The sequence below is a fragment of the Pseudoalteromonas sp. Ld19 genome (genome assembly GCF_045064135.1).
GTDB lineage: Bacteria > Pseudomonadota > Gammaproteobacteria > Enterobacterales > Alteromonadaceae > Pseudoalteromonas > Pseudoalteromonas aliena.
Map to the genome: position 1 here is coordinate 176,065 of NZ_JBISHA010000015.1, position 22,387 is coordinate 198,451.

Here is a 22,387-nt window from a genome sequence, read left to right on the forward strand (position 1 = left end):
TTTATTCCTCAGATTCTTGTTGTGGTTTAACGGTATAAAATTTCGCTAGAATTAAACCTAGTTCAAACAAAATCAGCATGGGTATCGCTAATAAGGTTTGTGATAACACATCGGGCGGCGTTAAAAACATAGCCAATACAAAAACGCCTACAATAATATAAGGGCGCTTTTCTTTTAAGCTTTGCGTTGTTGTTGCGCCGCTCCAGCATAAAAGCATAATGGCTACCGGTATTTCAAAGGCAATGCCAAACGCAAAAAATAATTTCAATACAAAACTCAAGTAGCTACTTATATCGGGCGCAAGAGTCATCATCTCAGGGCCTGTACTTGTAAAAAAGCCTAAAATAATAGGTAACACTGCGAAGTAGCAAAATGCAATGCCACTATAAAATAAAATAATACTAGAGGCGAGTATGGGCATGAGCATACGTTTTTCGTGCTGGTATAAACCAGGTGCTATAAATCCCCAAATTTGATGCAGTATCCACGGAATAGATCCAAATAAAGCCACAAATAATGTCAGTTTAAAGGGAGCAAAAAACGGTGCTGTTACATCGGTTGCAATCATCGTCGCGGTACTTGGTAAGTGCGAAACCAATGGTGCTGCGACAAATGTATAGATATCGTTTGAAAAATACGCAATGGCAATAAAAATAGCTAAAATACTTAATAGCGATTTAATGAGCCGGTCGCGCAACTCAATTAAATGAGCAACAAACCCTGATTTTACTTCCTCAGCCATTACTTCTTATACCATATAAATAAGTTGACCAAATTGAGAGTGGTTAGTTTCACTTTTTTTCATCAACTTGGTGGTTATTGGGTTTTTCTATGTGATCTTTTTTATAGCTGTGGGTTACTGATTGTGCGGCCTGCTGTAGCTCACTTAACGAACTTTGTAGTTCAGGGCTTAGATCTTTTAAATTTTGTTGCTCAGCTTTTTTAAGATTTTCGTGTAATTCGTGCACACGCAATTCTTCACTTACTTCGGCTTTCACTGAGTTTGCTAAAGATTTAGCTGTTTTTATCCAGCGACTCACCGTTCTAATAGCGACAGGTAAACGCTCGGGGCCTAATACGACTAAGCCAACAATTAAAACAATAACAAGCTCCCACATACCCATGCTAATTAAGCCTTATTATTATCTTTGGTTTTGTCAGTGTTGGTAGGCTCAGTAGGTGTTGCGTTTTCTGATTTTTGAATTTGCTCAGCCATATCTTTATCTACGTCTTTATCATCAGATATAGCTTTTTTAAACCCTTTAACTGCACCGCCTAAATCACTACCCATGCCGCGTAATTTCTTTGTGCCAAAAAGTACAACGATTATCGCTAAAACAATCAGTAATTGCCAAATACCCATATTGCCCATGGTTTTCTCCAATATATAAAACGGTTAAATGTATATTTTAAATACTAATTATACGCCGACTAGCGTAAATAGCACTTAGTTTATTCGCTGCGCCATGCTGCTATAAAACCTACTATTGAGCAAGAAATTGCAATACTTGCAGCAACTAAATCATGCTGTAAATAACAAAGCGCCGACATGATCATCGTCGCACTCGCAAACAAACTTAACACTAACGGTTTATGGGATGCCTTTTGAATATGCATTTGAGCTTGAGGTGTTCGTTTTAAATTTTGATAAATTAAATCAGGTAATTCAGGCATTTTTTCTGCCCAAAAAGGTAAATTAGCATACATCTTTTTTAGTACTGATAACGGACCAACTTGCTGCTTTACCCAATCTTCTAAAAAGGGCTTAGCTGTTTTCCATAAATCTAGCTGTGGATAAAGTTGGCGGCCTAAACCTTCAACATACAGTAGTGTTTTTTGCAGTAAGACTAATTGCGGTTGTACCTGCATATTAAAACGGCGAGCAGTATTGAATAAATTAACAAGTACATGACCAAACGAAATTTCGGCTAAAGGCTTATTAAATATAGGCTCGCAGACAGTACGAATTGCAAATTCAAATTCTTCAATGCTGGTGTCGGCTGGCACCCAGCCTGAATCGACATGCAGCTGTGCAACTTGGCGATAATCTCGATTAAAAAAGGCGATAAAGTTTTCAGCTAAATAGCGTTTGTCTTCTTTATTCAGTGTGCCAACAATGCCGCAGTCGATGCCAATATATTTTGGGTTTTCAGGATGCTCACGAGATACAAAAATATTGCCAGGATGCATGTCAGCATGAAAAAAACTGTCTCTAAATACTTGTGTAAAAAACACCTCTACGCCACGTTCCGCAAGTAATTTCATATTAGTGTTTTGTGCTAATAATGCATCGGTATCTGATACGGGAATACCGTAAATGCGCTCCATCACCAATATATTATGACGACTGTAATCACTATACACAGCAGGGATATAAAGCGAGTCAGAGTCTTCAAAGTTACGCTTAAGCTGAATACCATTAGCTCCTTCGCGCATTAAGTCGAGCTCATCGAGCAGCGTTTTCTTATATTCTTTAACAACCTCTACTGGGCGTAGACGTTTTGACTCATTGTGTACTGTGGCAAGTACCTTGGCGAGCTTTTCCATTAACGCTAAATCGGCATTAATTTGCTCATGAATATTAGGTCGGATAACTTTAATGACGACATCTTGTGCAATGCTTTGATCGTCAATTAATTTAGCTGTATGTACTTGTGCTATTGATGCTGAGGCCAGTGGTGTTTGCGAAAACTCACTAAATAACTCGCTAATATCATTTATACCAAGGGATTTTTCTATAATTTTTTGTGCAAGTTCACCTTCAAAAGGTTGTACTTGATCTTGTAAAAATGCGAGCTCTAGAGCGATATCGTGCGGTAGTAAATCGCGCCGAGTAGAAAGCATTTGACCAAATTTAATCCACACAGGCCCAAGTTCTTGTAATGCTAAGCGTAAACGCAAACCTGCTGGTTTTTCTTTATGTTGATTGCGCAACCAAAATAAGCTGCCTCGTGCAATTTTGGCAAACCAAGGCGTTTTATGTTTAGGAACTAACTCATCCAACCCGTAGCTAAGCAGTGTTTTAGTGATGTAATACAATCGTGCAGTCGACACAAAAAATCCTTAGCGAGTTTTAATGTTTAGGAGGGCGTTTATACGCTGTTCAACAACAGCAACTTGACTTTTAAGTACTCGGTTTTGTTGTTTAAATTGCTCAAGTTCTAATGGATGAATCGTAATAGCAAGCTCATCTTGACATAAACTGGTAAGTGTAGTGCTTAACTGTTTTTTTACTTTACTGCCTTGCTGCTTAAGCGAGGTTAATTGTAAATACAGTTGCTGGGCTGGCGCATCGCCAATATGCTTTGATAGCTGTTCTGGCCAATCAATATCTAAACTAGAGAATGCATTACTGTAGGTTTGAGCAATATGTAAATCGCCTTGCAAATCGAGTTTGTCTTGGCGTATAAGCTGCGTAAGCATCGCTGGATTTTTGAGTGCAATGAGCGTATCAATATCAGCGCTAATCATACAATCAGCATTGTCGCTGTTTTGCGCCGAATATAAATGCAGTTTATCATCAGCGAAAACAAGTTGAATTGTTTGTTGCCAATCTCTCACTTCAATAACTAAGCGCTGTTGCTTAACAGCGTTTAGTTTTGGCAAAAGCTGTGGGTCGAGTTTGAGTGCTTGATTCAGTACGCGCTCAATAAGCGAAAGTACAAAGTTTGGTAGCATAAAAAAAGTAGATGTATCAAGTGCATCATTATTTTTTTCAGTTGCTTGTTCAAGCACCATATCACTCTCTGCCTTAGTATTTAAAACCACGGTGAAGTGCAACAATACCACCTGTTAGGTTTTGATAAGTTGTTTGTTCAAAGCCAGCTTCATCCATCATTGTCTTTAACGTATCTTGGTCTGGGTGCATACGAATAGATTCAGCTAAATATTTGTACGACTCGCTGTCATTAGCCACTAGTTTGCCCATTGTTGGCAATAAATTGAATGAGTAAAAATCGTAGGCTTTACTGAGTATTTCATGCTCAGGTTTTGAAAACTCGAGGACCAACAAACGGCCACCCGGCTTTAAAATTCGGTACATAGAACGAAGAGCTTTGTCTTTATCGGTTACATTACGTAAACCAAAAGCGATAGTGATCACATCAAAGCTGTTATCTGGGAATGGCAGCATTTCAGCATTCATTTGCACGTAGTCGATATTGCCTACTAAACCAAGGTTATGCAGTTTCTCACGACCAACTTTTAGCATAGAAGAGTTAATATCGCCTAAAACAACTTGGCCGGTTTCACCCACTAGTTGGCTAAATTTAGCCGTTAAATCGCCTGTACCACCAGCTAAATCAAGAACATGATGGCCTTTACGTACACCAGAGCTCGCAATGGTTTGGCGTTTCCATAAGCGATGCACACCAAAAGACATCAGATCGTTCATCACGTCATATTTTGCTGCTACTGAGTGGAATACATCTGCAACCAATGATGCTTTATCGTCTTCAGCTACTGTTTTATAGCCAAAATGCGTGGTCTTTTCTGGTGTCTCGTTCATGATTAATCCTATCGTGGCAATAGAGCTTAGTGTACTTTATTGTGCTGTATGGGTGCAATTTGAATATGATCTACCAGGTGATTTAATGCCCAGCTGTAAAACAGCTTTGTCCAAGTGAACGGGCTTTAAAGGCTGCTTGAGATGCTTTTTTTGCAAGTTGATTAAAGTTGTCTACCAAATCATGTTGTGCAATGCCTAACGATAAATTAATAGCTGGGAATTTAATGCCGCTTTTTGAGCTTACAAAACGTAACTTCTCTACCCCATTACGTACCTTTTCGGCGATTAATGTCGCTGTTTCAGGATCGATATCAGTAAGTAATACGGTAAATTGATCTTTTGCTGTTCGACCCGCTAAGCCACTTTGAAATACATATTTTTGTACTTGTTTAGCTACTTTATTTAAAATAACCTCACTGATCATGTCACCATAATTATCGGTAAAGTAGTCAAGGTTATCTATTTGTATTGCAATGGCGCAAATAGATTTTTCTTGATTAGTCCATAGTTGCGTTTGCTGTGTTAAGTAGTGGCGTTTATAAAGCCCTGTTTGACTATCAACAATATGCTCTTTGCGAAGTTGGGTAAGCTGTTTTTGGGTTTTATTATGTAACTGTTTAGCCTTACTCAATTCTTGTTGAAACTTTTTTTGCTGCTTAAGCAAAGCGTTTGTCTGCTCGCTGAGAGTTTTTAGTGCAAGGCGGCTTTGCTCTACATTATTTTCATCAAAACTATGTACGCATTCATTTACGTGGTCAGCAAAACGAACAATTTGCTTTTCTGTATTGTGTGCACTTAACGAGAGGGAATTTATTACAACATCAACATTTTGAATTATTGATGCTTGTTTTGTATGCCCTAAATTTAAAAATTCAAAGTATAAATGCTCGATTAAAATACTATCTATGCATTCATCTTCAGCAATCTTACGATCTACTTCATTATTCAGCGCACTATTTATTTGGCTAATATAGGTATAAACAACCTGAAAATTAAGTGGTGTAGGGGGTAGAGCATAACGCTCTAAAAACATACACACTTTAGTCATTTTTTCTTGTGCTACAGCCATGGAGTCATGGAACATCATTTGTAAATACCAACTAAGTACATGCAAGTGCCAATTAAAATAACTCAATCCTTGAGGTGGTTTTGCATCCAAGCTTTTATTCTTTTTTACTACAGTAATCGTTATGGTTACTATTTAAAAGTAAAAACGGATACTTAGGAACTTAAATATTCATTTTGGCAACTTGATAGCTGATTTTACCATCAATTTTAGCTTTTTTAAGCTAAAAATTAATCAGCTAAAGGCAATTGGCTAATGGGCGTGAGTTATATTGTAATACTGAACTTGGTCTCATTTACTTGCTATTTATTTGACCTTCGATATTTTTGTAAAATATATTATATCCTGAAGTTAATTATAATGAACCATTCTGTACTGCGACCACTACGCCAATCTTTTTTTTGTGGGGTGCTTTTATGCACGCTAAGTGCGTGCCAAATAACAACGTTCAATGCCGACCAACAGTTTACAAAAGTAGCGGGAAATATTGTTGATTACAGGCAAAGCATCAGCCCATACAGTAATTTAGATGGGGTGGATGGTTATTTGTTAGCAAATTTGTCACCCGAGTTTTTAGCACGAGAATATAACAACAAAATACAGTTACTTGCTGAACTAGATGTCATAAACGTTGAAAAATTAAGTGATGAGAATCAAATAAATTTCAGTATTATTAGAGCGCAAATACAAAATAGCGTTGATGAATATGTATTTAATGCACACTATATGCCGCTTACATCCGAGTATGGTTTCCATTCGGGCTTATCGTACATCGTAAATAGCTCGCAGTATAAAACGCAGCAAAATTATCAAACTTATTTAGCACAATTAGTGCAAGTGCCTCGTTTTTTTGAACAAAATATCTATTGGATGAAAAAAGGTCTCGAGACGGGTCTTACTCAGCCCCAAGCTGTATTAAAAGGTTATGAAGAGTCAATTAGCGCCTACATAGTCGATGATGTGACGACGTCTGAGTTTTATAAACCCTTTTTAACGAATACAGCAGGTTTAAGCGACAGTGAATTTAAAGCGCTACAGAAAAAAGCTGAAGCCATTATAAAAGAAAAGGTTATACAGTCTTATAAACACTATTTAGCATTTTTTACGCAGCAGTACCGACCAGGCGCACGCACAAGTATTGGTATATCAGAAACACCCAACGGTGAAGCTTTTTATAAAAATAGAGCTAAGCACTACACTACGACTCAAATGACACCGAAAGAGATTCATGAGCTAGGCCTACAAGAGGTCGCTCGTATTCGTAGTGACATGGAAGATGTCATAAAAGAAGTGGGTTTTAAAGGCACGTTTGCTGAATTTATTCACTTTTTACGTACGGATCCACAGTTTTATGCCACCACAGCAGAGCAGCTTTTAAAAGAGGCCGCTTACATTGCAAAAAAAATGGATGCTCAGCTTCCTAAGTTATTCAATACTTTGCCACGTAAACCTTATGGGGTAGCGCCAGTACCAGCAAACATTGCGCCTAAATACACAACAGGTCGCTATTTTGGTTCCAATCGAGACGATGAGGCTGGTTATTATTGGGTTAACACTTATGCACTCGACAAGCGACCTTTATATGTTTTAGAAGCGCTTACTTTACATGAGGCGGTACCTGGGCATCATTTACAAATCTCACTCAATGCAGAACTAGAAAACTTACCGAGCTATCGTCGCGATGCTTATTTATCAGCATTTGGTGAGGGCTGGGGGCTTTACTCTGAATATTTAGGGATCGAAGCTGGTTTTTATCAAAATCCCTATAGTCAATTTGGGCGTTTAACGTATGAAATGTGGCGAGCTGCACGTTTAGTCGTTGACACCGGAATGCATATGTATGGCTGGAGCAAAGAGCGGGCAATGAGTTTTATGAGCGAAAACACTGCGCTTTCGCTACATAATGTAGAAACCGAAACAGACCGCTATATTTCGTGGCCTGCACAAGCGCTATCTTATAAAATTGGTGAATTAACAATTAAGGGTTTACGGGCTGAGGCAGAACAAGCACTAGGGAAAAACTTTGACATACGTGAGTTTCATAATCAAGTTTTACGCCATGGTTCAGTGCCATTATCAGTACTGGAGACACAGGTGCGTTTGTATATAAAAGCTGAGTTGGCAAAGCAACAGAGTTAACCACAAAACGGTTAAAGTCTTGAACAAATAAAAGTGTTATGTCATTTTGGTGGGCATAGCACTTTTTTATTTTAGAAACAGCCATCAAGGGGCCTTCGATGAGCAATTTTATAATGTTTAGTATTGATGTATTTGCGAGTATGTTTATTGTTTTTTTAGGGTTATTAGTGTTAACAGTCATTATTTTTTATATTCGTGATGTGACACAAACTAAGCATGCGATCAGGCGTAATTACCCTGTAATTGGTCGCTTTCGATACTTTTTTGAGCGCCAAGGTGAGTTTTTTAGACAGTATTTTTTTGCTCAAGACCGAGAAGAAATGCCATTTAACCGTGCAGAACGCAGTTGGGTTTATCGTGCTGCAAAAGATGTTGATCGCACCGCTGCATTTGGCTCTACACAAAGCTTAGAAGTAACAGGCACCGTCATGTTTATGAACTGTGCATTCCCCACGCTTGACGAAGAAGCGCTCGATCCTAGTAATGTGACTTTAGGGCCTTATTGCAAGAAGCCTTACACCACAAATTCACTCTTTAATGTTTCGGGTATGAGCTTTGGTGCACTTTCAAAACCTGCTGTACGTGCTTTATCAAAAGGGGCAAAGCTAGCAGGTTGTTGGATGAACACAGGCGAAGGTGGCTTGAGCCCTTATCATTTAGAAGGTGGAGCTGATTTAGTCTTTCAAATTGGTACCGCTAAATACGGTGTGCGCGATGAACACGGAAACTTAAGTACTGAAAAACTCAAAGAAGTAGCCGCTCATGAACAAGTAAAAATGTTTGAGTTAAAAATGAGTCAAGGGGCTAAACCAGGAAAAGGCGGTATGTTACCTAGGCGAAAAGTTAACGCCGAAATAGCAAATATCAGAGGCATACCAGAAGGGCAAGACTCTATCAGCCCTAACGGTCATCCCGAAATTAAAAACCCAGGCGATATTCTCGATATGATTGCTATGGTGCGTAACGCGACTGGAAAGCCAGCAGGTTTTAAAGCGGTTATTGGTGCTTACGGGTGGTTAGAAACTTTGTTTGCTGAAATTAATCACCGAGGTATAGAGTCAGCACCTGACTTTATTACCATTGATAGTGCTGATGGAGGGACTGGCGCAGCTCCGCAACCTCTTATGGATTCGGTGGGTTTACCACTGCGTGAAAGTTTACCGTTAGTTGTCAGTATGCTTAAAAAACACGGGCTTCGAGATCGTATTAAAATTATTGCTTCAGGCAAACTAATAGTCCCTTCAAAGGTTGCTTGGGCACTAGCACTTGGCGCTGATTTTGTAGTATCAGCACGGGGTCATATGTTTGCTCTTGGCTGTATTCAGGCTATGCAGTGTAATAAAGATACCTGTCCTACGGGGATCACTACGCATAATGAGCGGTTGCAACGAGGTTTAAATGTGGCCGATAAAGCGCAGCGAGTAGCTAACTATAATAAGTATGTTCATTATGGTGCAGGACTCATTGCACACTCTTGTGGTGTTAGTAGTGCTCGCGAATTAAAGCGTGAGCATGTACGTATAGTGCAAGAAAGCGGCCTTTCAGAACCGCTAGATAAAATGTACGAAAACTATAAGTGAGTTAGATAAAAAGGTGATTGAAACCATTAGAAGCAGAGCATCACTGAGTCTTGTTGATGTTATTGATTTGAACCATTTAACGAATACTAAAGTTATTCTGCTTATGGAGACACGCCCTAAGGTAACTCATTGGAAGTTTTGCTCAAAGGTCATTTCCTTACCGGTAAATATTTAATAAAGGTTTTCTATCGCTATGTCACATTTAACGTTAGTACTACTACAAAGCTCGCTACATTGGCTTGACAAAGATGCTAACTTAGCCATTTTTGATAAACAGCTCGACGCTATTACTAAACGGCCAGATCTCATTTTATTACCCGAAACATTTTCGACTGGCTTTGCTATAAACCTAGACTGTGCAGAACCCGAAAATGGCAAAGTACTTATGTGGCTAAAAGCGCAAGCACATAAGCATAATGCGGTTGTGGCAGGGTCGGTATTGGTTGTGCAAGGTGATAAAAAAGCGAATCGATTTTATTGGGTTAAACCCAGTGGAGATGTAAGTTATTACGATAAACGCCATTTATTTCGCCTAGGTAATGAAGGCGATTTTGTTGTCGCTGGGCAAGCGCGTAAAGTTTTTGAAATCAACGGTTTTAAATTATTGCCTCAGGTGTGTTACGACTTACGCTTTCCGGTATTTCAACGTAATAACAACGACTACGATGTAATGATAAACGTAGCAAATTGGCCTGCTGTGCGTCGCCATATTTGGGATACGTTACTCATGGCGCGTGCAATAGAGAACTTGTGCTACGTAGTGGGCGTGAATCGCGTGGGTGAAGACGGTAATGGTATTGCACATAACGGTGGTACAGCTGTATACGATTTTAAAGGCGGTACACTCGCAAAAGCGCAGGATAACACCGAGCAGCTAGTTACTATCACGCTTGAAAAAACGCCACTAGATGAATTTAAAGCAGCGTTTCCTGCCTATTTAGACGCAGACCCTTTTACATTAATGTAGGGGGCGTTAATTTAGCGTCGAGCCAATAAAGTGTTAAAATAGTTGCAGATATTTTCTGGTGGCGGCAAATTTCCGTATGAATACTTTAATCACTCCTGTAATTTTAGCTGGTGGCATAGGCTCTCGCTTATGGCCGCTTTCTCGCCAAGCAATGCCTAAGCAGTTTTTACCGCTGCTTAGTGAAAATACGTCATTACTGCAAAGCACGCTTGCACGTGTTTCTGGTAATCAGTTTAGTAACGCTATTTTAGTGTGTAACGAGCAGCACCGATTTATTGCCGCTGAACAAAGTGAGCAAGCAAACCCACAAGTAATATTGTTAGAGCCACAGGGTAAAAATACCGCGCCGGCGATTGCTCTTGCAGCGCATTACGCACTGCAAAATGGTATTACAGGACCGATGTTAGTGATGCCGGCCGATCATCATATTGAAGATTTTAATAAACTAATAAAGCAATTAAAGAGTGCTTCAGAGCTGGCTATTCAAGGTAAAATTGTGACATTTGCAATCACGCCAACAGAGCCCCACACAGGTTATGGTTATATAAAACAGGGCGCAGCCATTACAAATACAGGTTGTTTCGATGTTGCCCAATTTAAAGAAAAACCTAACTTAGATACAGCAACTCGCTATTTAGCTCAAGGTGGTTATAGCTGGAATAGCGGCATGTTTTTATTTACCCCAACAGTCTATTTGAAAGAGTTAGCACGTTTTGCGCCAAAAATAGCAACTAGCGTGGAGCAAGCAGCCAAATTTACTAAAGATTTAGGTTTTACACGGCCATATAAAAGTGCGCTTGAAAGCTGCCCTAATGACTCTATCGATTACGCTATTTTAGAGCGTAGTAACAATGTGGTCGTCATGCCTGTTGATTTAAAGTGGAGTGATGTTGGTAGCTTTTCATCCCTTGACAGGCTTACAAAAAAGGATGAAAACGGTAATAGTTTGAATGCTAATTACATGGCTCAAAAAAGTACTAATAACTTAGTTATTAATGAGGCTGAGCACATAATAGCTACGCTTGGGGTAAGTGATTTAGCAATTATTCATACTCATGACGCCACGTTAATCGCAAACCAACATGAGCTGGACTCTCTGCCTTTGTTACTTAAGCAAATTGCTACAACACAGGCTGATAAACTTAACCATCATCAAGTGGTTTTTCGCCCATGGGGGAATTACCGTACTTTGGTTGAAGGCACTGGCCTTAAAGTTAAAAAAATTACTGTTAATAGTGGAGCTAAACTGTCGACGCAGCGCCATCAGTATCGGGCTGAACATTGGGTTGTGGTTTCGGGTATTGCAGATGTATGTATTAACAAGCAAGCCTATACATTAACGCATGACCAGTCGTGTTATATCGCTGCACAGCAAATCCATAGCTTGGCTAATAATCAAAAAGAGCTGTTAATTGTCATAGAAGTGCAAACGGGTACAGTGCTTGATGAAAACGATATAGAGCGATTTGATGACAAATATGGCAGAGATTAAAAAACCAAAGTTATGTCAAAAAGAGCGTTTTGATATCTATGAGTAAAGTAATTTATAAAATCACGCCAGATGTTAATCATTACAGAGTCATTTTTCCTGATGATGAAACTTTATGTGAATCTGAGTTATGGAAACCTGATACTTCTACAAAAGAGTCTACACTGATAAATTTTAGTGCCCATTATAATAATGAAAAAGAGACACCCCTAGGTGATTTCACTGCAATTAATTTACAAGGCCTTGCTATAAGGGATCATGTTGCAAATGAGTTAGCTGAACTTTTCGAAGATTCTGGCGAGCTACTTCCTTTCTATGTCGGTAATGACAATTGGTACTTTTACAACATCACTCGAAAATTAGAGGGTATGTTGAATGTTGAAATGAGTACTTTTATGCTACCCAGTTTAAATATTGGGTTACAAAAAGCGGTGTTCAAAAAAGAAAAGTTACCGAAGCATAGCTGTATATTTAAAATGCCAGAGGATCGCTTTGAAGGTACATATGTTTTTGATTCTCGTATAAATGATAAAGATATTTCTTTAAACCTCTTTTGTGCCTTGCGAGCACATGGTTTCACAGGTCTTAACTTTGAAGAGATAGCGAGATTTGATTAACGCAAAGTGCAATATAAAAAATCTTAACGCTTTTTTAATTTCACTCTAACTGCCCGCGTACAAACTTTAAATATTCCTCTAAGCTTTTTTGCCATAGTTCTAGCGCTTCGTTAAGTGAATTGTTGAGAGGTTTTTTATCGAGTAAACGGCGCTCTATTTTTTTAAGCTCAATGCCATAGCGATTAAAACCAAGTTGCAGAGCGGTACTTGCTTGGCGATGTAAAAGTTTAATGCATTGCTCTGGTTGCTGAGCGATCAAATTTTGGCAGCGAATAAGTTTATTACGTGCCGAAAGCACAAATTCATTATAAATCGACGACACCTCATCTTCACTAAATGAACTTGTTAGTGTTTCGGCGGCTGTTTTGTCGTATAGCGTATCTATTAATTCAACGGTAATGTTAGCTGTTTGATTTGATTGAGAGTCACTAAGTGCTTGGCGAAGCTTTTGATGCTTAATTGGTTTGCCGACTATATCTTTTATCCCTAATTCTAAATACTCTTTAACTTCGTCAGGACTAAGGCTGGCAGTAAAAGCAAGTACTGGGGTTCGCTGATTTTTGTGATCAATGCGTTTTAGGCGTTTTAGTACTTCTTGACCGGTTAAGTCAGGTAAGTTCATATCAAGTAGTACTACGTCAAAGTGATGAGCTTGCATAAGCTCTATTGCGCTTTTCCCGTCTTTTGCTAGCTTAATTTTATGTTCGTCGTCGGCCATAAACTCTATAGCAATTTTTTGGTTTAAATCTAAATCTTCTACAAGCAATATATCAAGGCCTGTTAAGTAATCTTTAGTTTGATGACGCTGCTCAACTAAACTCAGTTCGCCCAAAGTAAACGTTACGGTAAAGCTAAATACACTGCCTGTACCGAGCTGGCTATCAATTTCTAATCGGCTGCTTAGTTTTTCAAGTAAGCGACTGGTTATTGCTAAGCCAAGACCGGTGCCGCCTTTTTCTTTTCCGGCGCTGCTTTGCACATAAGGTTCAGTTAAGTAGGCTATTTCTTCGCTTTCAATACCAGGCCCAGAGTCTTTCACGCTAATTTTTAGTGTGTGCTCAAGCTGTTTTTCTAAAACTAAATCAACTTGAATTTTGACGCATCCGTGGTCAGTAAATTTAATGGCATTACCGACTAAATTAATAATAATTTGCCTAAGTTTTTGCTGATCGCAATAGTAGCAGGCCTGTTCGGGAATATTACATGTTAATTCAAATGTAAGCTGTTTTTGTTCGGCAAGAGGACTCAGTAATAAACACAGATTGTTAAGCCAAGTTTTAAATTCTATGTCTTCTTCGTAAAGGGCTTCGTCACTTTGATCTAAGCTTGCATAATCAAGCACTTTGTCGACTAGTAGGTTAAGTGACTCGGCAGAATTTATAATCGCCTCGCAATAGGCTTTATTGCGGGTATCGCTGGTTTGGTTCATGACCAGCTGGGCACTGCCTAAAATACCGTTAAGGGGAGTGCGTATTTCGTGACTTATGGTCGATAAAAAGAGTCCGCGTATTTCTAGATCTTTTTGTGCTTTATCGGCTAATTTATTGAGGTGTTGCTCTCGACGTTCGTTACATAATAGCGCCATTCCCGCAGCATAAAACATAGGCGCAATAACACCATTTAAAAATAGCAACGAACTAAACCAGCCGCTTGTGAGTAAGCTTTGTTCTTCAATGTTGTCCATAAATAATGACCGCCCAATAAAGCCAAATGCAACAAGGCTTAAAATGATAATGTATAAAATACTGCCGTTAGGGTAGGGTTTACGGGCAAACTTAATAAAAATAAACAGTAAGAATCCGGCTTCTGCTATGTGCTGAATGTCTGATGCAACGACTCGCTCATGCAAAGATGGATCAAAAAAGGTGTAATAGCCCAGTATTAACATACTAAAAGCGGTAACAGAGCAAAAAAGCTTGAAACCAAGTCCTTGGTAGTTCAAAAATTGGCTCAGTGATAAACAATGTACAATTGAGGCTGCGAACATCATGCTACTGGAAATGCTAATAATCGCTAGATTGTGCGTGTTGCCTATTATAGTAAAACCAATAATAGAGCTTAATAATAAAACAGGGTAAAAAATATAGAGTAATGTGCCAGGAATTTGCTTATTTGTGCGCCAAGTTAAAAAGTTGAGCAAGGTCATTACAATCATAATAGCTATGCTGGCAAAATAAAGAGTAAAAGAGTCGAGCATCAAAGTTCCAGCAGATTGGTATAATTTTAAATGTTATCAGCACATACAAAAACAGACACTTAAGGTGTCTGTTTTTAATAAAACGAAATGTTTTTAACGAATTTCGTCTGGTATGTTTTGCTGTGCCCAAGATAACAACTCAATACGGTTACGGCATTTTGTTTTTCTAAATGCGCTGTATAAGTGTGTTTTTACTGTGTGTGGGCTAATGCTAAGTTCTTCAGCAATTTCTTTATTTTTAGAACCATTACTCATTAACGAAATAATTGCTTTTTCTCGCTTAGTGAGTTTAACGGGCTCTATATCACCTTCGGTAAGCTTATGAAGCGCGTCTTTATTAAACTGCAACATACGGTTTAATGCATTACACATTATGTCGCGACGATACCAAAGCTGATCTTCCATTAGTAGGCGAATACCTTTCATTAATACATCCGCGTTATCGGTCGTATAAAATACGCCGCGAATACCACTTAATAAGGCGCGGTTCGCTAGCTCTGGGTTTTCATCTAAGTTAAATAATATGATATCGCATTTGATACGTAGGTTGACTAGCTGTTCTTTTAACTTCCCCCATGCATCTTTGCTTGATGTTTCAATAAACAGTAATCGAGTTCCTTCAGGTATATCTAAAATATTAGTACCTGTGGTTACGTCAAGGCCTTGTGTTTTTAACAAAGGTTCTAAAACGTTAATGCCAATAGTGTTAATTGGCTCTTTATCTAATAGCAAAAAGGCAGAGCTGCTCATGTTTTTTATACTCTTATATGAAGCTGACTGATTAAGTTTATCACGATTCCCACACCTTTAGTATTAGAAATATGGTGTTTTACTTAAAAACAAGTACGATTTTACGGTTATTTAAACACAAAATGTTGCAAATAAGTAATTTTTATTCACTTTGTGACAGCGATTTTTATAACACTTGTAATTTCATTCTGAATAAAATACCAAATATGCTTATTTTATATAATCACTTTTTTAGTATCTTGGTATGGAGGCCAGCCCATTTCTTTGCCTGCGAGCATGTGTAAGTGTATGTGGTATACAGTTTGCCCACCATGTTCATTGCAATTCATAACAACGCGGTAGCCGTCGTCAGCAAAGTTGTTTTGCTTGGCTAGTTTTGCGGCAACAGTGTACAAATTACCAACTAAGTGTGAGTTTTCATTATTTATATCATTTATAGTGGCAATTTCTTGCTTGGGAATAATTAATACATGAAATGGCGCTTGAGGATTAATATCTTTAAACGCAAGTGTGTCATCGTCTTCGTAAATGATATCAGCAGGAATTTCACGATTTATTATTTTAGTGAAAATAGTCTCTTGGCTCATATTTGTTCCTAATTAAGTGTTGCGAAGTTTAAACTCACTAATGACAAACTTTCAAAGCAGTGTCAAACTGAAATTAAATAAAGGAGCTAATATGCGTAAATTAATGTTTTTAAGCAGTGCAGTTGCATTGTTGTTTAGTGTATCGAGTGTGGCAGAGAATATTCATTTTCCTGAAGAGTTTGTGCCATTACAAGTAGGTGAGCGCATTATTGAAAGCTCATTATTTAGCCGTGTTGATGATTTAGAGCTTGCGCCAGGAACCTATCAGTTAAGGCTAAAATACACTGATTTATATGAGGATGATTACGATACGCACGAAGTTGTTGAGTCGGAGCCATTTTGGGTTGATGTGACGATAGAGGCAGGTAAAAATTATACGTTAGTATTTAATCGTGCTAGCAATGCGATATCAGCAAAAGCATTTGCACAAGCACCAGAGGTAAGCCTAAAAACAAAAGATAACCCACTAGCGGTACCGCTTGAGACAATCTCTAACAGTGAGTTGGCGAGTGCGATGCCAGCTAAGTTGGCTGCTGCGCATCAAACCAGCCGATTAAAACCTCAAGTGATTAAGCCAATAGCGCCGATTAACGGAAAAGGCATGCCAAGTGCGGCCGATATGCTTGATTTTTGGTGGCAACAAGCAACACCAGCTCAGCAAAAAGCATTTTTAGAAAAAGTAACAAAATAAAGTTATTAAAAAAGGGCCAAATTGGCCCTTTTTAGTTTGTTGGTAATACCAATTACATTAATTAGTGATCTATTATAGTGATAAGAAAATAGCTCAATAACAAGGCTAAAATTATGATACATAGTTGTTCTATATAAATAATTTTTAACGTCGTTAGTGAGTTATTTAATACGCTAGAATGATCATGTTTTTAATAAAATTGGTATAACACTATTATTTATTCAAATAATGCGTCAATGGTGCCTTGTGCAAGCGGGTGATAACCCGGACGTGCTTTTAAGTACACGCTTTGCGCCCAATCTTTTTTACCGTTAGTGATCAGTGATTTATACAAAGGTACAATTAACTTGCGACGGCCTATGCCAGATAAGTGCGCATCAAGTGCAGGGTAAATTGGTTGATAGCCATTACCTACAGCAAGCATAAACCATGCAAATGCACGCTCAGCATTGGTTGATTGCGTTAAGTTAAACGCATTATCTAGCTCTTTCATATGATCTTGGCTTAAATCACGTGGTAAGTTATTTAAAAAGTGTAACCATTCATGGACAGACCAATCAGTAGTTGGTAATTGAGCAGCCGTTGTGTCGCCTTTTAACCATGCTGCTGTTGCAGTGTCTACTTTATCAAATGCATCAGAAGTAGGATTTGGCGCATCATTTGGTAAGCCTGGTTCAAAAATCCACTCATTTACTTTGTCCATGCTTACAACGCCCGGATACTTTTCAATTAAGTTCGCTTTTATATAAGTTACAAATTGCGCAGTTGTCAGTGATTTAAACGAAAACTCTTTAAAATATGCTTTTACAAATGGGTCAAACTTGTCACGACCATATTTGTTTTCTAGGTAGATTAAAAATAACTGACCTTTAGTGTAAGGCACTGAGCTAAACGCATCGTCTGGATCGCGGCCGTTTAGTTTTAAATTAAGGCGTGTATCTGGCGCATCAATCGTTTTAAGCTGAGCGCGAAGGCCTGCAGAATCTAATGCTTGTTCCATAACAGCGCGGTCACGGCCAAACACTTCTTCCATAATGCGGTTTTCAACGTATGAGGTAAAACCTTCGTTTAACCATAAATCTTCCCACGTTGCGTTAGTGACTAAGTTTCCAGACCAAGAATGCGCTAGTTCGTGCGCAATTAAGTTAACTAAGCTTTTGTCGCCTGCCACTACGGTAGGTGTAATAAACGATAAACGTGGGTTTTCCATGCCACCAAACGGAAAACTAGGCGGTAGCATGAGTAAGTCGTAACGGCCCCAAGCATATTCTCCGTACATCGCATTGGTTTTGTCTATCATCGCTTGAGTGTCGTCAAACTCAGCAACTGAGGCTTCTAAAATGGTCGGCTCTGCAAAAATACCAGTTTGATGTGACATGGCTTTAAATTCTAAGTTACCCGCGCCAATAGCAATTAGATAAGGTGAAATAGCTTGCGGCATAGCAAAGTGGTAATCGCCATCTTTATAAAGTGCGTCTTTATTGTCGGCACTCATTACAGCGCGAATGTCTTTTGGTGTATGAATACGGGCAGAGTACGTTACACGCATTGCTGGCGTATCTTGTACAGGGATCCAACTACGTGCATGAATCGCTTGCGATTGGCTGTACATAAATGGGTGCGTTTTACTTGCCGTTTGCTCTGGTGTTAACCATTGCAGACCAGATGCTTCTGGGCGGCTGTTATAGTAAATACGGGCTATTTTAGCTTGGCTTTTAAACTTAATAGTAAGTTTTGAGCCTTTCACATCGTCACGTTTAGCTAAATCGAATTTAGCTTTGTGCCAGTTACCGCTTTGGTCTTGGTACATTACTTTATCAATGTCTAAGTCACGGGTATCAAGTACGAGTGTTTTGCTGTTGCTGTTGTTCCACTGAAGAGTGTGCTCAACAAAACCTTCTAACTGCTTGTCGGCAAAATCGACATCTAAATCAAGGCTTAAGTGAGTCGTAATAACATCATCAAGATTGGCGTATGAGTTTTGATCAATCGCATTAGCCATTGCTTGCGAACACATACCGGCCATAGCGAGGCTTAAAAAAAGAGGTTTAATTTTCATAATTACCCTAAACACAAATAAAAAGTGCTGGTTTTATATCATGATTGAGTAAGAGGGTTGAGCAATTTTTACATTCTGATGCGCAATTTGCGACGATGGGGTAAACTATCACGATTAGTTACCGGTATATTTAGAGAGCTTTGTGGCGCACGCATTACAACATTTACATACATTTGCATTAAAGAATCAATGCCAAAGTTTTGTTGAAATAACTCATCTTGATCAACTAAAAACACAAAGCTTTACGCTACCTTTTTGCTTATTAGGTGAAGGCAGTAATACTGTATTTTTGAACGATTATCTTGGTAGCGTTATTAAAATGGCGACCAAAGGCATTAAAATTAATGAACGCGAGAACGATTATTTAATTTGTGTTGCAGCAGGCGAAAATTGGCACCAATTAGTGAGTCATTTATTAGATAAAAACATCCCAGGGCTTGAAAACTTAGCACTTATTCCTGGTACTGTTGGTGCATCACCAGTACAGAATATTGGTGCATATGGTGTAGAGCTCGCCAAGTTTATAGAATCAGTTGAGTATTTTGATATAGCTAATAAAGCGATGATGACGTTAACTAACGAGCAGTGTCAATTTGGCTATCGCGATTCTATTTTTAAACATGCGTTAAAAAATAAAGCGGTTATTACACAGGTGTATTTTGCCATACCTAAAAAATGGCAACCAGTTTTAAGTTATGGCCCGTTACAGCAACTAGCTACTATTACGCCTCGTGCAGTGTTCGATCAAGTAATACAAACGCGCAATAGCAAATTGCCAAACCCTTACATTTTACCGAATGCCGGCAGCTTTTTTAAAAATCCTATAATAACCAACCAACAGCTGGCTGATCTATTAAAGTCGTTTGCAGATTTACCTCATTATAAATACGGGCAAAACCATCATAAGGTAGCGGCAGGTTGGTTAATTGACCAAGTCGGTTTAAAAGGGCATAGAGTAGCGGGTATTGAGGTGCATAAGCAGCAGGCCTTGGTACTAGTTAATCATGGAAATAGTGAAGGAAGTGACCTCATAACGATGATTAGACATATCCAACATACCGTGTTTGCTAAATATAACATAGTGCTAGAGCACGAAGTGCGCTTAATTAATAAAGATAGCGAATGCCAAATATATGGAGAGCCTGCATAGTGAAAGCACCTGATGGTAATAAACTCGCCATTTTAAATGCCTTAAATCAAGGTGGCTTCGTATCTGGCCAAGCGCTGGGTGAACAGTTAGGTATCAGTCGTGCAGCAATAAGTAAGCATGTGCAAAGTTTACAAGATATGGGTTTAGATATTTTTAAAGTAACAGGTAAAGGGTATCGCTTAAATAACTACGCAGGGCTTTTAAATCAATCAAAAATACAACAACATTACATGGCATTAGGTGCACAAACAGCGAGTGTAGAAGTGCACCCTATAATTGACTCAACTAATAGTGAGTTAATGCGCCGCATACAAAGTAAAACAGAGCTTGAGTCAGGTACTGTAATTGTTGCTGAAATGCAGCAAGCAGGACGAGGGCGTCGTGGGCGTGTATGGCAATCGCCATTTGGTGCCAATTTGTATTATAGCTATTTTTGGCGATTAGATGATGGTATTCAAGCTGCAATGGGGGTATCTATTGCTGTTGGCTTAGCTGTATATGATGCTATTAAAGCGCTTTATAGTATTGAAGCAGAACTGAAGTGGCCAAATGATATTTACTTGAATAAGCAAAAGTTAGCTGGCGTATTGGTTGAACTTGATGGGCAGCCACAAGGGCCGTGTCAGCTCGTAATAGGTATAGGTATAAACCTACAAATGCCACAGAGCTTTAGCCAACATATAGATCAAGCATGGACCGATTTAAGTCAACATGCTCAGCAGCTCGATAAAAACCAACTGGTGGCATCACTTACCTATTATTTAGAGCAGCGCTTGGTTCAATACCGTCAAACTGGCTTACATGCTATGTATGAGCAATGGAATTCGCTTAATGCATTTGCAGGTGAGTGCGTTGAGCTAAATACAGGTCATAGAAGCTGGCGTGGAATATGTGAGGGCATCGATCCACAAGGAGGCATACGGATTCGACAAGATGGCGAAGTGAAAAGCTATTACGGGGGCGAAGTCTCCCTTAGAAAGGCGCAAATATGAAATTACTGATAGATGTGGGTAATACATCGTTAAAAGCTGTACTTTGGCATCGCGAACAATCACAGTCAGCAGATATAAATAACCTACCTTGGTTAAAAATCACCGAAGTGATTTATGCCTGTGTAGGGCGCAGTGATTTACTAAACGATATTCTCACGCAAGCGGCAAGTAATAGTATTAATTGTTTTGAAGCCAAGGTAAGCAAAAAACTTGGAGATCTTGTATGCGCTTACGAGCATGTGGGTAATTTAGGTATAGATAGATGGCTGGCATTAATCGCGGGATTTAAACTATACCCTAACAAAGCATTTATAGTTGTTGATGCGGGCACTGCAACCACAATTGATGTACTCAATTGTGAAGGGCTGCATTTAGGTGGTTGGATTTTACCTGGGCTTGATTTAATGACCTCATCGCTTACGCAAAACACCCAAGGTGTTTTTGATGATGGTAAAGCTCCATTTACCAATGAACTGGGTAAAAATACGCCTAATGGTTTAAAAAATGGTGCTTTAGTGGCAACCATAGGGGCAATTGAACAAGCCAAGCTACATTTAGATTCCCAAAAAGCAGACCAAGCAGTGCAGATTATTTTTGCTGGGGGCTATGGTTCGCTATTACAACAGCAATTTGAAGGAAGTATTTTTGATTCATTGCTCGTAATGAAGGGATTAAATTATTGGTATGAACTAAGAAAAACAGCATAAAAAAGCACAAAAAATGTGTTTTCGCATGAATATTGAGCATTTAAACTAAAAAATTACACTTTTTTTGATTTTATAGTTGCATCCCAATAAACCTTACTCTAATATCTCGCCCCGTACTAAAGCAGTGCCGACTTAGCTCAGCTGGTAGAGCAACTGACTTGTAATCAGTAGGTCAACCGTTCGACTCGGTTAGTCGGCACCACTTTCCTTTTACCGGAAGTGAATTAGTAGAGAATTATCGTGGAGGGGTTCCCGAGCGGCCAAAGGGATCAGACTGTAAATCTGACGGCTCAGCCTTCGCTGGTTCGAATCCAGCTCCCTCCACCACTTTATTCTTGACGGTTAGAGGTAGTTTAAGAACAGATTTTTATGCGGGCATCGTATAATGGCTATTACCTCAGCCTTCCAAGCTGATGATGCGGGTTCGATTCCCGCTGCCCGCTCCAGTTCTTGTGTTGCTGATATAGCTCAGTTGGTAGAGCGCACCCTTGGTAAGGGTGAGGTCGGCAGTTCGACTCTGCCTATCAGCACCAGTCCTAAGAATCTCCTTGATTACTTCCTTTATCTGTCAGAAAATACTATTTGAAAAAGATTAACTTAATCTACCTCTGGTGGATTATTTTCATATGTAATTTAGATACACAAAACTGATAGGTTCCGTCATGGCAAAAGAAAAGTTTGAACGCGTAAAACCGCACGTAAACGTTGGTACAATCGGCCACGTTGACCACGGTAAAACTACACTAACTGCAGCAATCACTAACGTACTTGCAAAAGTATACGGCGGTGTTGCTAAAGATTTCGCATCAATCGATAACGCTCCAGAAGAGCGCGAGCGTGGTATCACAATCTCAACTTCACACGTTGAGTACGATACACCAACTCGTCA

21 protein-coding genes and 4 tRNA genes are annotated in these 22,387 nt (G+C 39.1%); 14 read left to right on the forward strand and 11 right to left on the reverse strand.

Annotated features, from left to right (window positions below):
* Window position 1: 1 nt before the first annotated feature.
* The 7 genes from tatC to ACJJVZ_RS04240 all read right to left on the reverse strand — a co-directional run bounded on the left by tatC (window position 2) and on the right by ACJJVZ_RS04240 (window position 5,576).
* Window positions 2-742: a twin-arginine translocase subunit TatC gene (gene tatC, locus ACJJVZ_RS04210; RefSeq protein ID WP_077536431.1), complete on the reverse strand. Its 741-nt coding sequence runs from the start codon at window positions 740-742 to the stop codon at window positions 2-4.
* 49 nt (window positions 743-791) lie between these two features.
* Window positions 792-1,124, reverse strand: coding sequence for a Sec-independent protein translocase protein TatB (gene tatB / locus ACJJVZ_RS04215; protein WP_182701219.1), 333 nt, complete (start codon window positions 1,122-1,124; stop codon window positions 792-794).
* Window positions 1,125-1,129: 5 nt separating this feature from the next.
* Window positions 1,130-1,372 (reverse strand): twin-arginine translocase TatA/TatE family subunit, encoded by a 243-nt coding sequence (tatA, locus tag ACJJVZ_RS04220; RefSeq protein WP_182701220.1) that lies wholly within the window; start codon window positions 1,370-1,372, stop codon window positions 1,130-1,132.
* 80 nt (window positions 1,373-1,452) lie between these two features.
* A complete protein-coding gene (gene ubiB / locus ACJJVZ_RS04225) occupies window positions 1,453-3,054 on the reverse strand; it encodes a ubiquinone biosynthesis regulatory protein kinase UbiB (protein ID WP_077536428.1) in 1,602 nt (533 codons plus the stop codon).
* 9 nt (window positions 3,055-3,063) lie between these two features.
* The gene (locus ACJJVZ_RS04230) at window positions 3,064-3,738 is read right to left on the reverse strand and encodes an SCP2 domain-containing protein (RefSeq protein ID WP_193156431.1); all 675 of its coding nucleotides are present in this window, start codon (window positions 3,736-3,738) and stop codon (window positions 3,064-3,066) included.
* Window positions 3,739-3,751: 13 nt separating this feature from the next.
* The gene (gene ubiE, locus ACJJVZ_RS04235) at window positions 3,752-4,507 is read right to left on the reverse strand and encodes a bifunctional demethylmenaquinone methyltransferase/2-methoxy-6-polyprenyl-1,4-benzoquinol methylase UbiE (protein WP_193156432.1); all 756 of its coding nucleotides are present in this window, start codon (window positions 4,505-4,507) and stop codon (window positions 3,752-3,754) included.
* An 82-nt stretch (window positions 4,508-4,589) separates the two neighbouring features.
* Complete coding sequence (locus ACJJVZ_RS04240) at window positions 4,590-5,576, reverse strand: GGDEF domain-containing protein (RefSeq protein ID WP_405599079.1); 987 nt, start codon at window positions 5,574-5,576, stop codon at window positions 4,590-4,592.
* Between the two features lie 357 nt (window positions 5,577-5,933).
* On the opposite strand from ACJJVZ_RS04240, the gene ACJJVZ_RS04245 reads away from it, so the two are divergent.
* The 5 genes from ACJJVZ_RS04245 to ACJJVZ_RS04265 all read left to right on the forward strand — a co-directional run bounded on the left by ACJJVZ_RS04245 (window position 5,934) and on the right by ACJJVZ_RS04265 (window position 12,365).
* A complete protein-coding gene (locus ACJJVZ_RS04245; protein ID WP_405598456.1) occupies window positions 5,934-7,712 on the forward strand; it encodes a DUF885 domain-containing protein in 1,779 nt (592 codons plus the stop codon).
* Window positions 7,713-7,810: 98 nt separating this feature from the next.
* Window positions 7,811-9,292 (forward strand): FMN-binding glutamate synthase family protein, encoded by a 1,482-nt coding sequence (locus ACJJVZ_RS04250; RefSeq protein ID WP_405598458.1) that lies wholly within the window; start codon window positions 7,811-7,813, stop codon window positions 9,290-9,292.
* Window positions 9,293-9,485: 193 nt separating this feature from the next.
* Entirely contained in the window at window positions 9,486-10,259 is a 774-nt protein-coding gene (locus ACJJVZ_RS04255; RefSeq protein ID WP_193156435.1) for an amidohydrolase, read from the forward strand.
* Between the two features lie 76 nt (window positions 10,260-10,335).
* Window positions 10,336-11,751: a mannose-1-phosphate guanylyltransferase/mannose-6-phosphate isomerase gene (locus ACJJVZ_RS04260; RefSeq protein ID WP_405598460.1), complete on the forward strand. Its 1,416-nt coding sequence runs from the start codon at window positions 10,336-10,338 to the stop codon at window positions 11,749-11,751.
* A gap of 38 nt (window positions 11,752-11,789) precedes the next feature.
* Entirely contained in the window at window positions 11,790-12,365 is a 576-nt protein-coding gene (locus tag ACJJVZ_RS04265; RefSeq protein ID WP_273050777.1) for a hypothetical protein, read from the forward strand.
* A gap of 40 nt (window positions 12,366-12,405) precedes the next feature.
* On the opposite strand, the gene ACJJVZ_RS04270 is transcribed toward ACJJVZ_RS04265, so the two are convergent.
* The 3 genes from ACJJVZ_RS04270 to ACJJVZ_RS04280 all read right to left on the reverse strand — a co-directional run bounded on the left by ACJJVZ_RS04270 (window position 12,406) and on the right by ACJJVZ_RS04280 (window position 15,899).
* Window positions 12,406-14,562, reverse strand: coding sequence for a response regulator (locus ACJJVZ_RS04270; protein ID WP_405598462.1), 2,157 nt, complete (start codon window positions 14,560-14,562; stop codon window positions 12,406-12,408).
* A 93-nt stretch (window positions 14,563-14,655) separates the two neighbouring features.
* Window positions 14,656-15,312, reverse strand: a complete 657-nt coding sequence (locus ACJJVZ_RS04275; protein ID WP_077536419.1) for a response regulator transcription factor — start codon at window positions 15,310-15,312, stop codon at window positions 14,656-14,658.
* 215 nt (window positions 15,313-15,527) lie between these two features.
* On the reverse strand, window positions 15,528-15,899 hold the full coding sequence (locus ACJJVZ_RS04280) for a histidine triad nucleotide-binding protein (protein WP_182701231.1): 372 nt from the start codon (window positions 15,897-15,899) through the stop codon (window positions 15,528-15,530).
* Between the two features lie 91 nt (window positions 15,900-15,990).
* Here ACJJVZ_RS04280 and ACJJVZ_RS04285 point away from each other — a divergent pair, with 91 nt between their 5' ends.
* Entirely contained in the window at window positions 15,991-16,590 is a 600-nt protein-coding gene (locus tag ACJJVZ_RS04285; protein WP_182701232.1) for a DUF2057 domain-containing protein, read from the forward strand.
* Window positions 16,591-16,807: 217 nt separating this feature from the next.
* Here the strand turns inward: ACJJVZ_RS04285 and ACJJVZ_RS04290 are convergent, their stop codons facing one another.
* Entirely contained in the window at window positions 16,808-18,649 is a 1,842-nt protein-coding gene (locus ACJJVZ_RS04290) for a M1 family metallopeptidase (protein WP_405598465.1), read from the reverse strand.
* 142 nt (window positions 18,650-18,791) lie between these two features.
* On the opposite strand from ACJJVZ_RS04290, the gene murB reads away from it, so the two are divergent.
* From murB to ACJJVZ_RS04330, 8 genes are all read left to right on the forward strand, one after another.
* Window positions 18,792-19,799, forward strand: a complete 1,008-nt coding sequence (gene murB / locus ACJJVZ_RS04295; RefSeq protein ID WP_405598467.1) for a UDP-N-acetylmuramate dehydrogenase — start codon at window positions 18,792-18,794, stop codon at window positions 19,797-19,799.
* Entirely contained in the window at window positions 19,799-20,791 is a 993-nt protein-coding gene (gene birA / locus ACJJVZ_RS04300; RefSeq protein WP_193156513.1) for a bifunctional biotin--[acetyl-CoA-carboxylase] ligase/biotin operon repressor BirA, read from the forward strand. Before murB ends, birA begins: the two co-directional genes overlap by 1 nt.
* The gene (locus tag ACJJVZ_RS04305; protein WP_405598470.1) at window positions 20,788-21,498 is read left to right on the forward strand and encodes a type III pantothenate kinase; all 711 of its coding nucleotides are present in this window, start codon (window positions 20,788-20,790) and stop codon (window positions 21,496-21,498) included. The genes birA and ACJJVZ_RS04305 overlap by 4 nt, the downstream gene beginning before the upstream one ends.
* A gap of 126 nt (window positions 21,499-21,624) precedes the next feature.
* Window positions 21,625-21,700: transfer RNA gene (locus ACJJVZ_RS04310), tRNA-Thr, on the forward strand.
* A 40-nt stretch (window positions 21,701-21,740) separates the two neighbouring features.
* A tRNA-Tyr gene (locus ACJJVZ_RS04315) sits at window positions 21,741-21,825 on the forward strand.
* A gap of 44 nt (window positions 21,826-21,869) precedes the next feature.
* Window positions 21,870-21,944 (forward strand) — tRNA-Gly (locus ACJJVZ_RS04320).
* A gap of 11 nt (window positions 21,945-21,955) precedes the next feature.
* A tRNA-Thr gene (locus ACJJVZ_RS04325) sits at window positions 21,956-22,031 on the forward strand.
* Window positions 22,032-22,160: 129 nt separating this feature from the next.
* The coding region (locus ACJJVZ_RS04330) for a GTP-binding protein (protein ID WP_405621600.1) at window positions 22,161-22,387 on the forward strand (227 nt) is incomplete at its 3' end.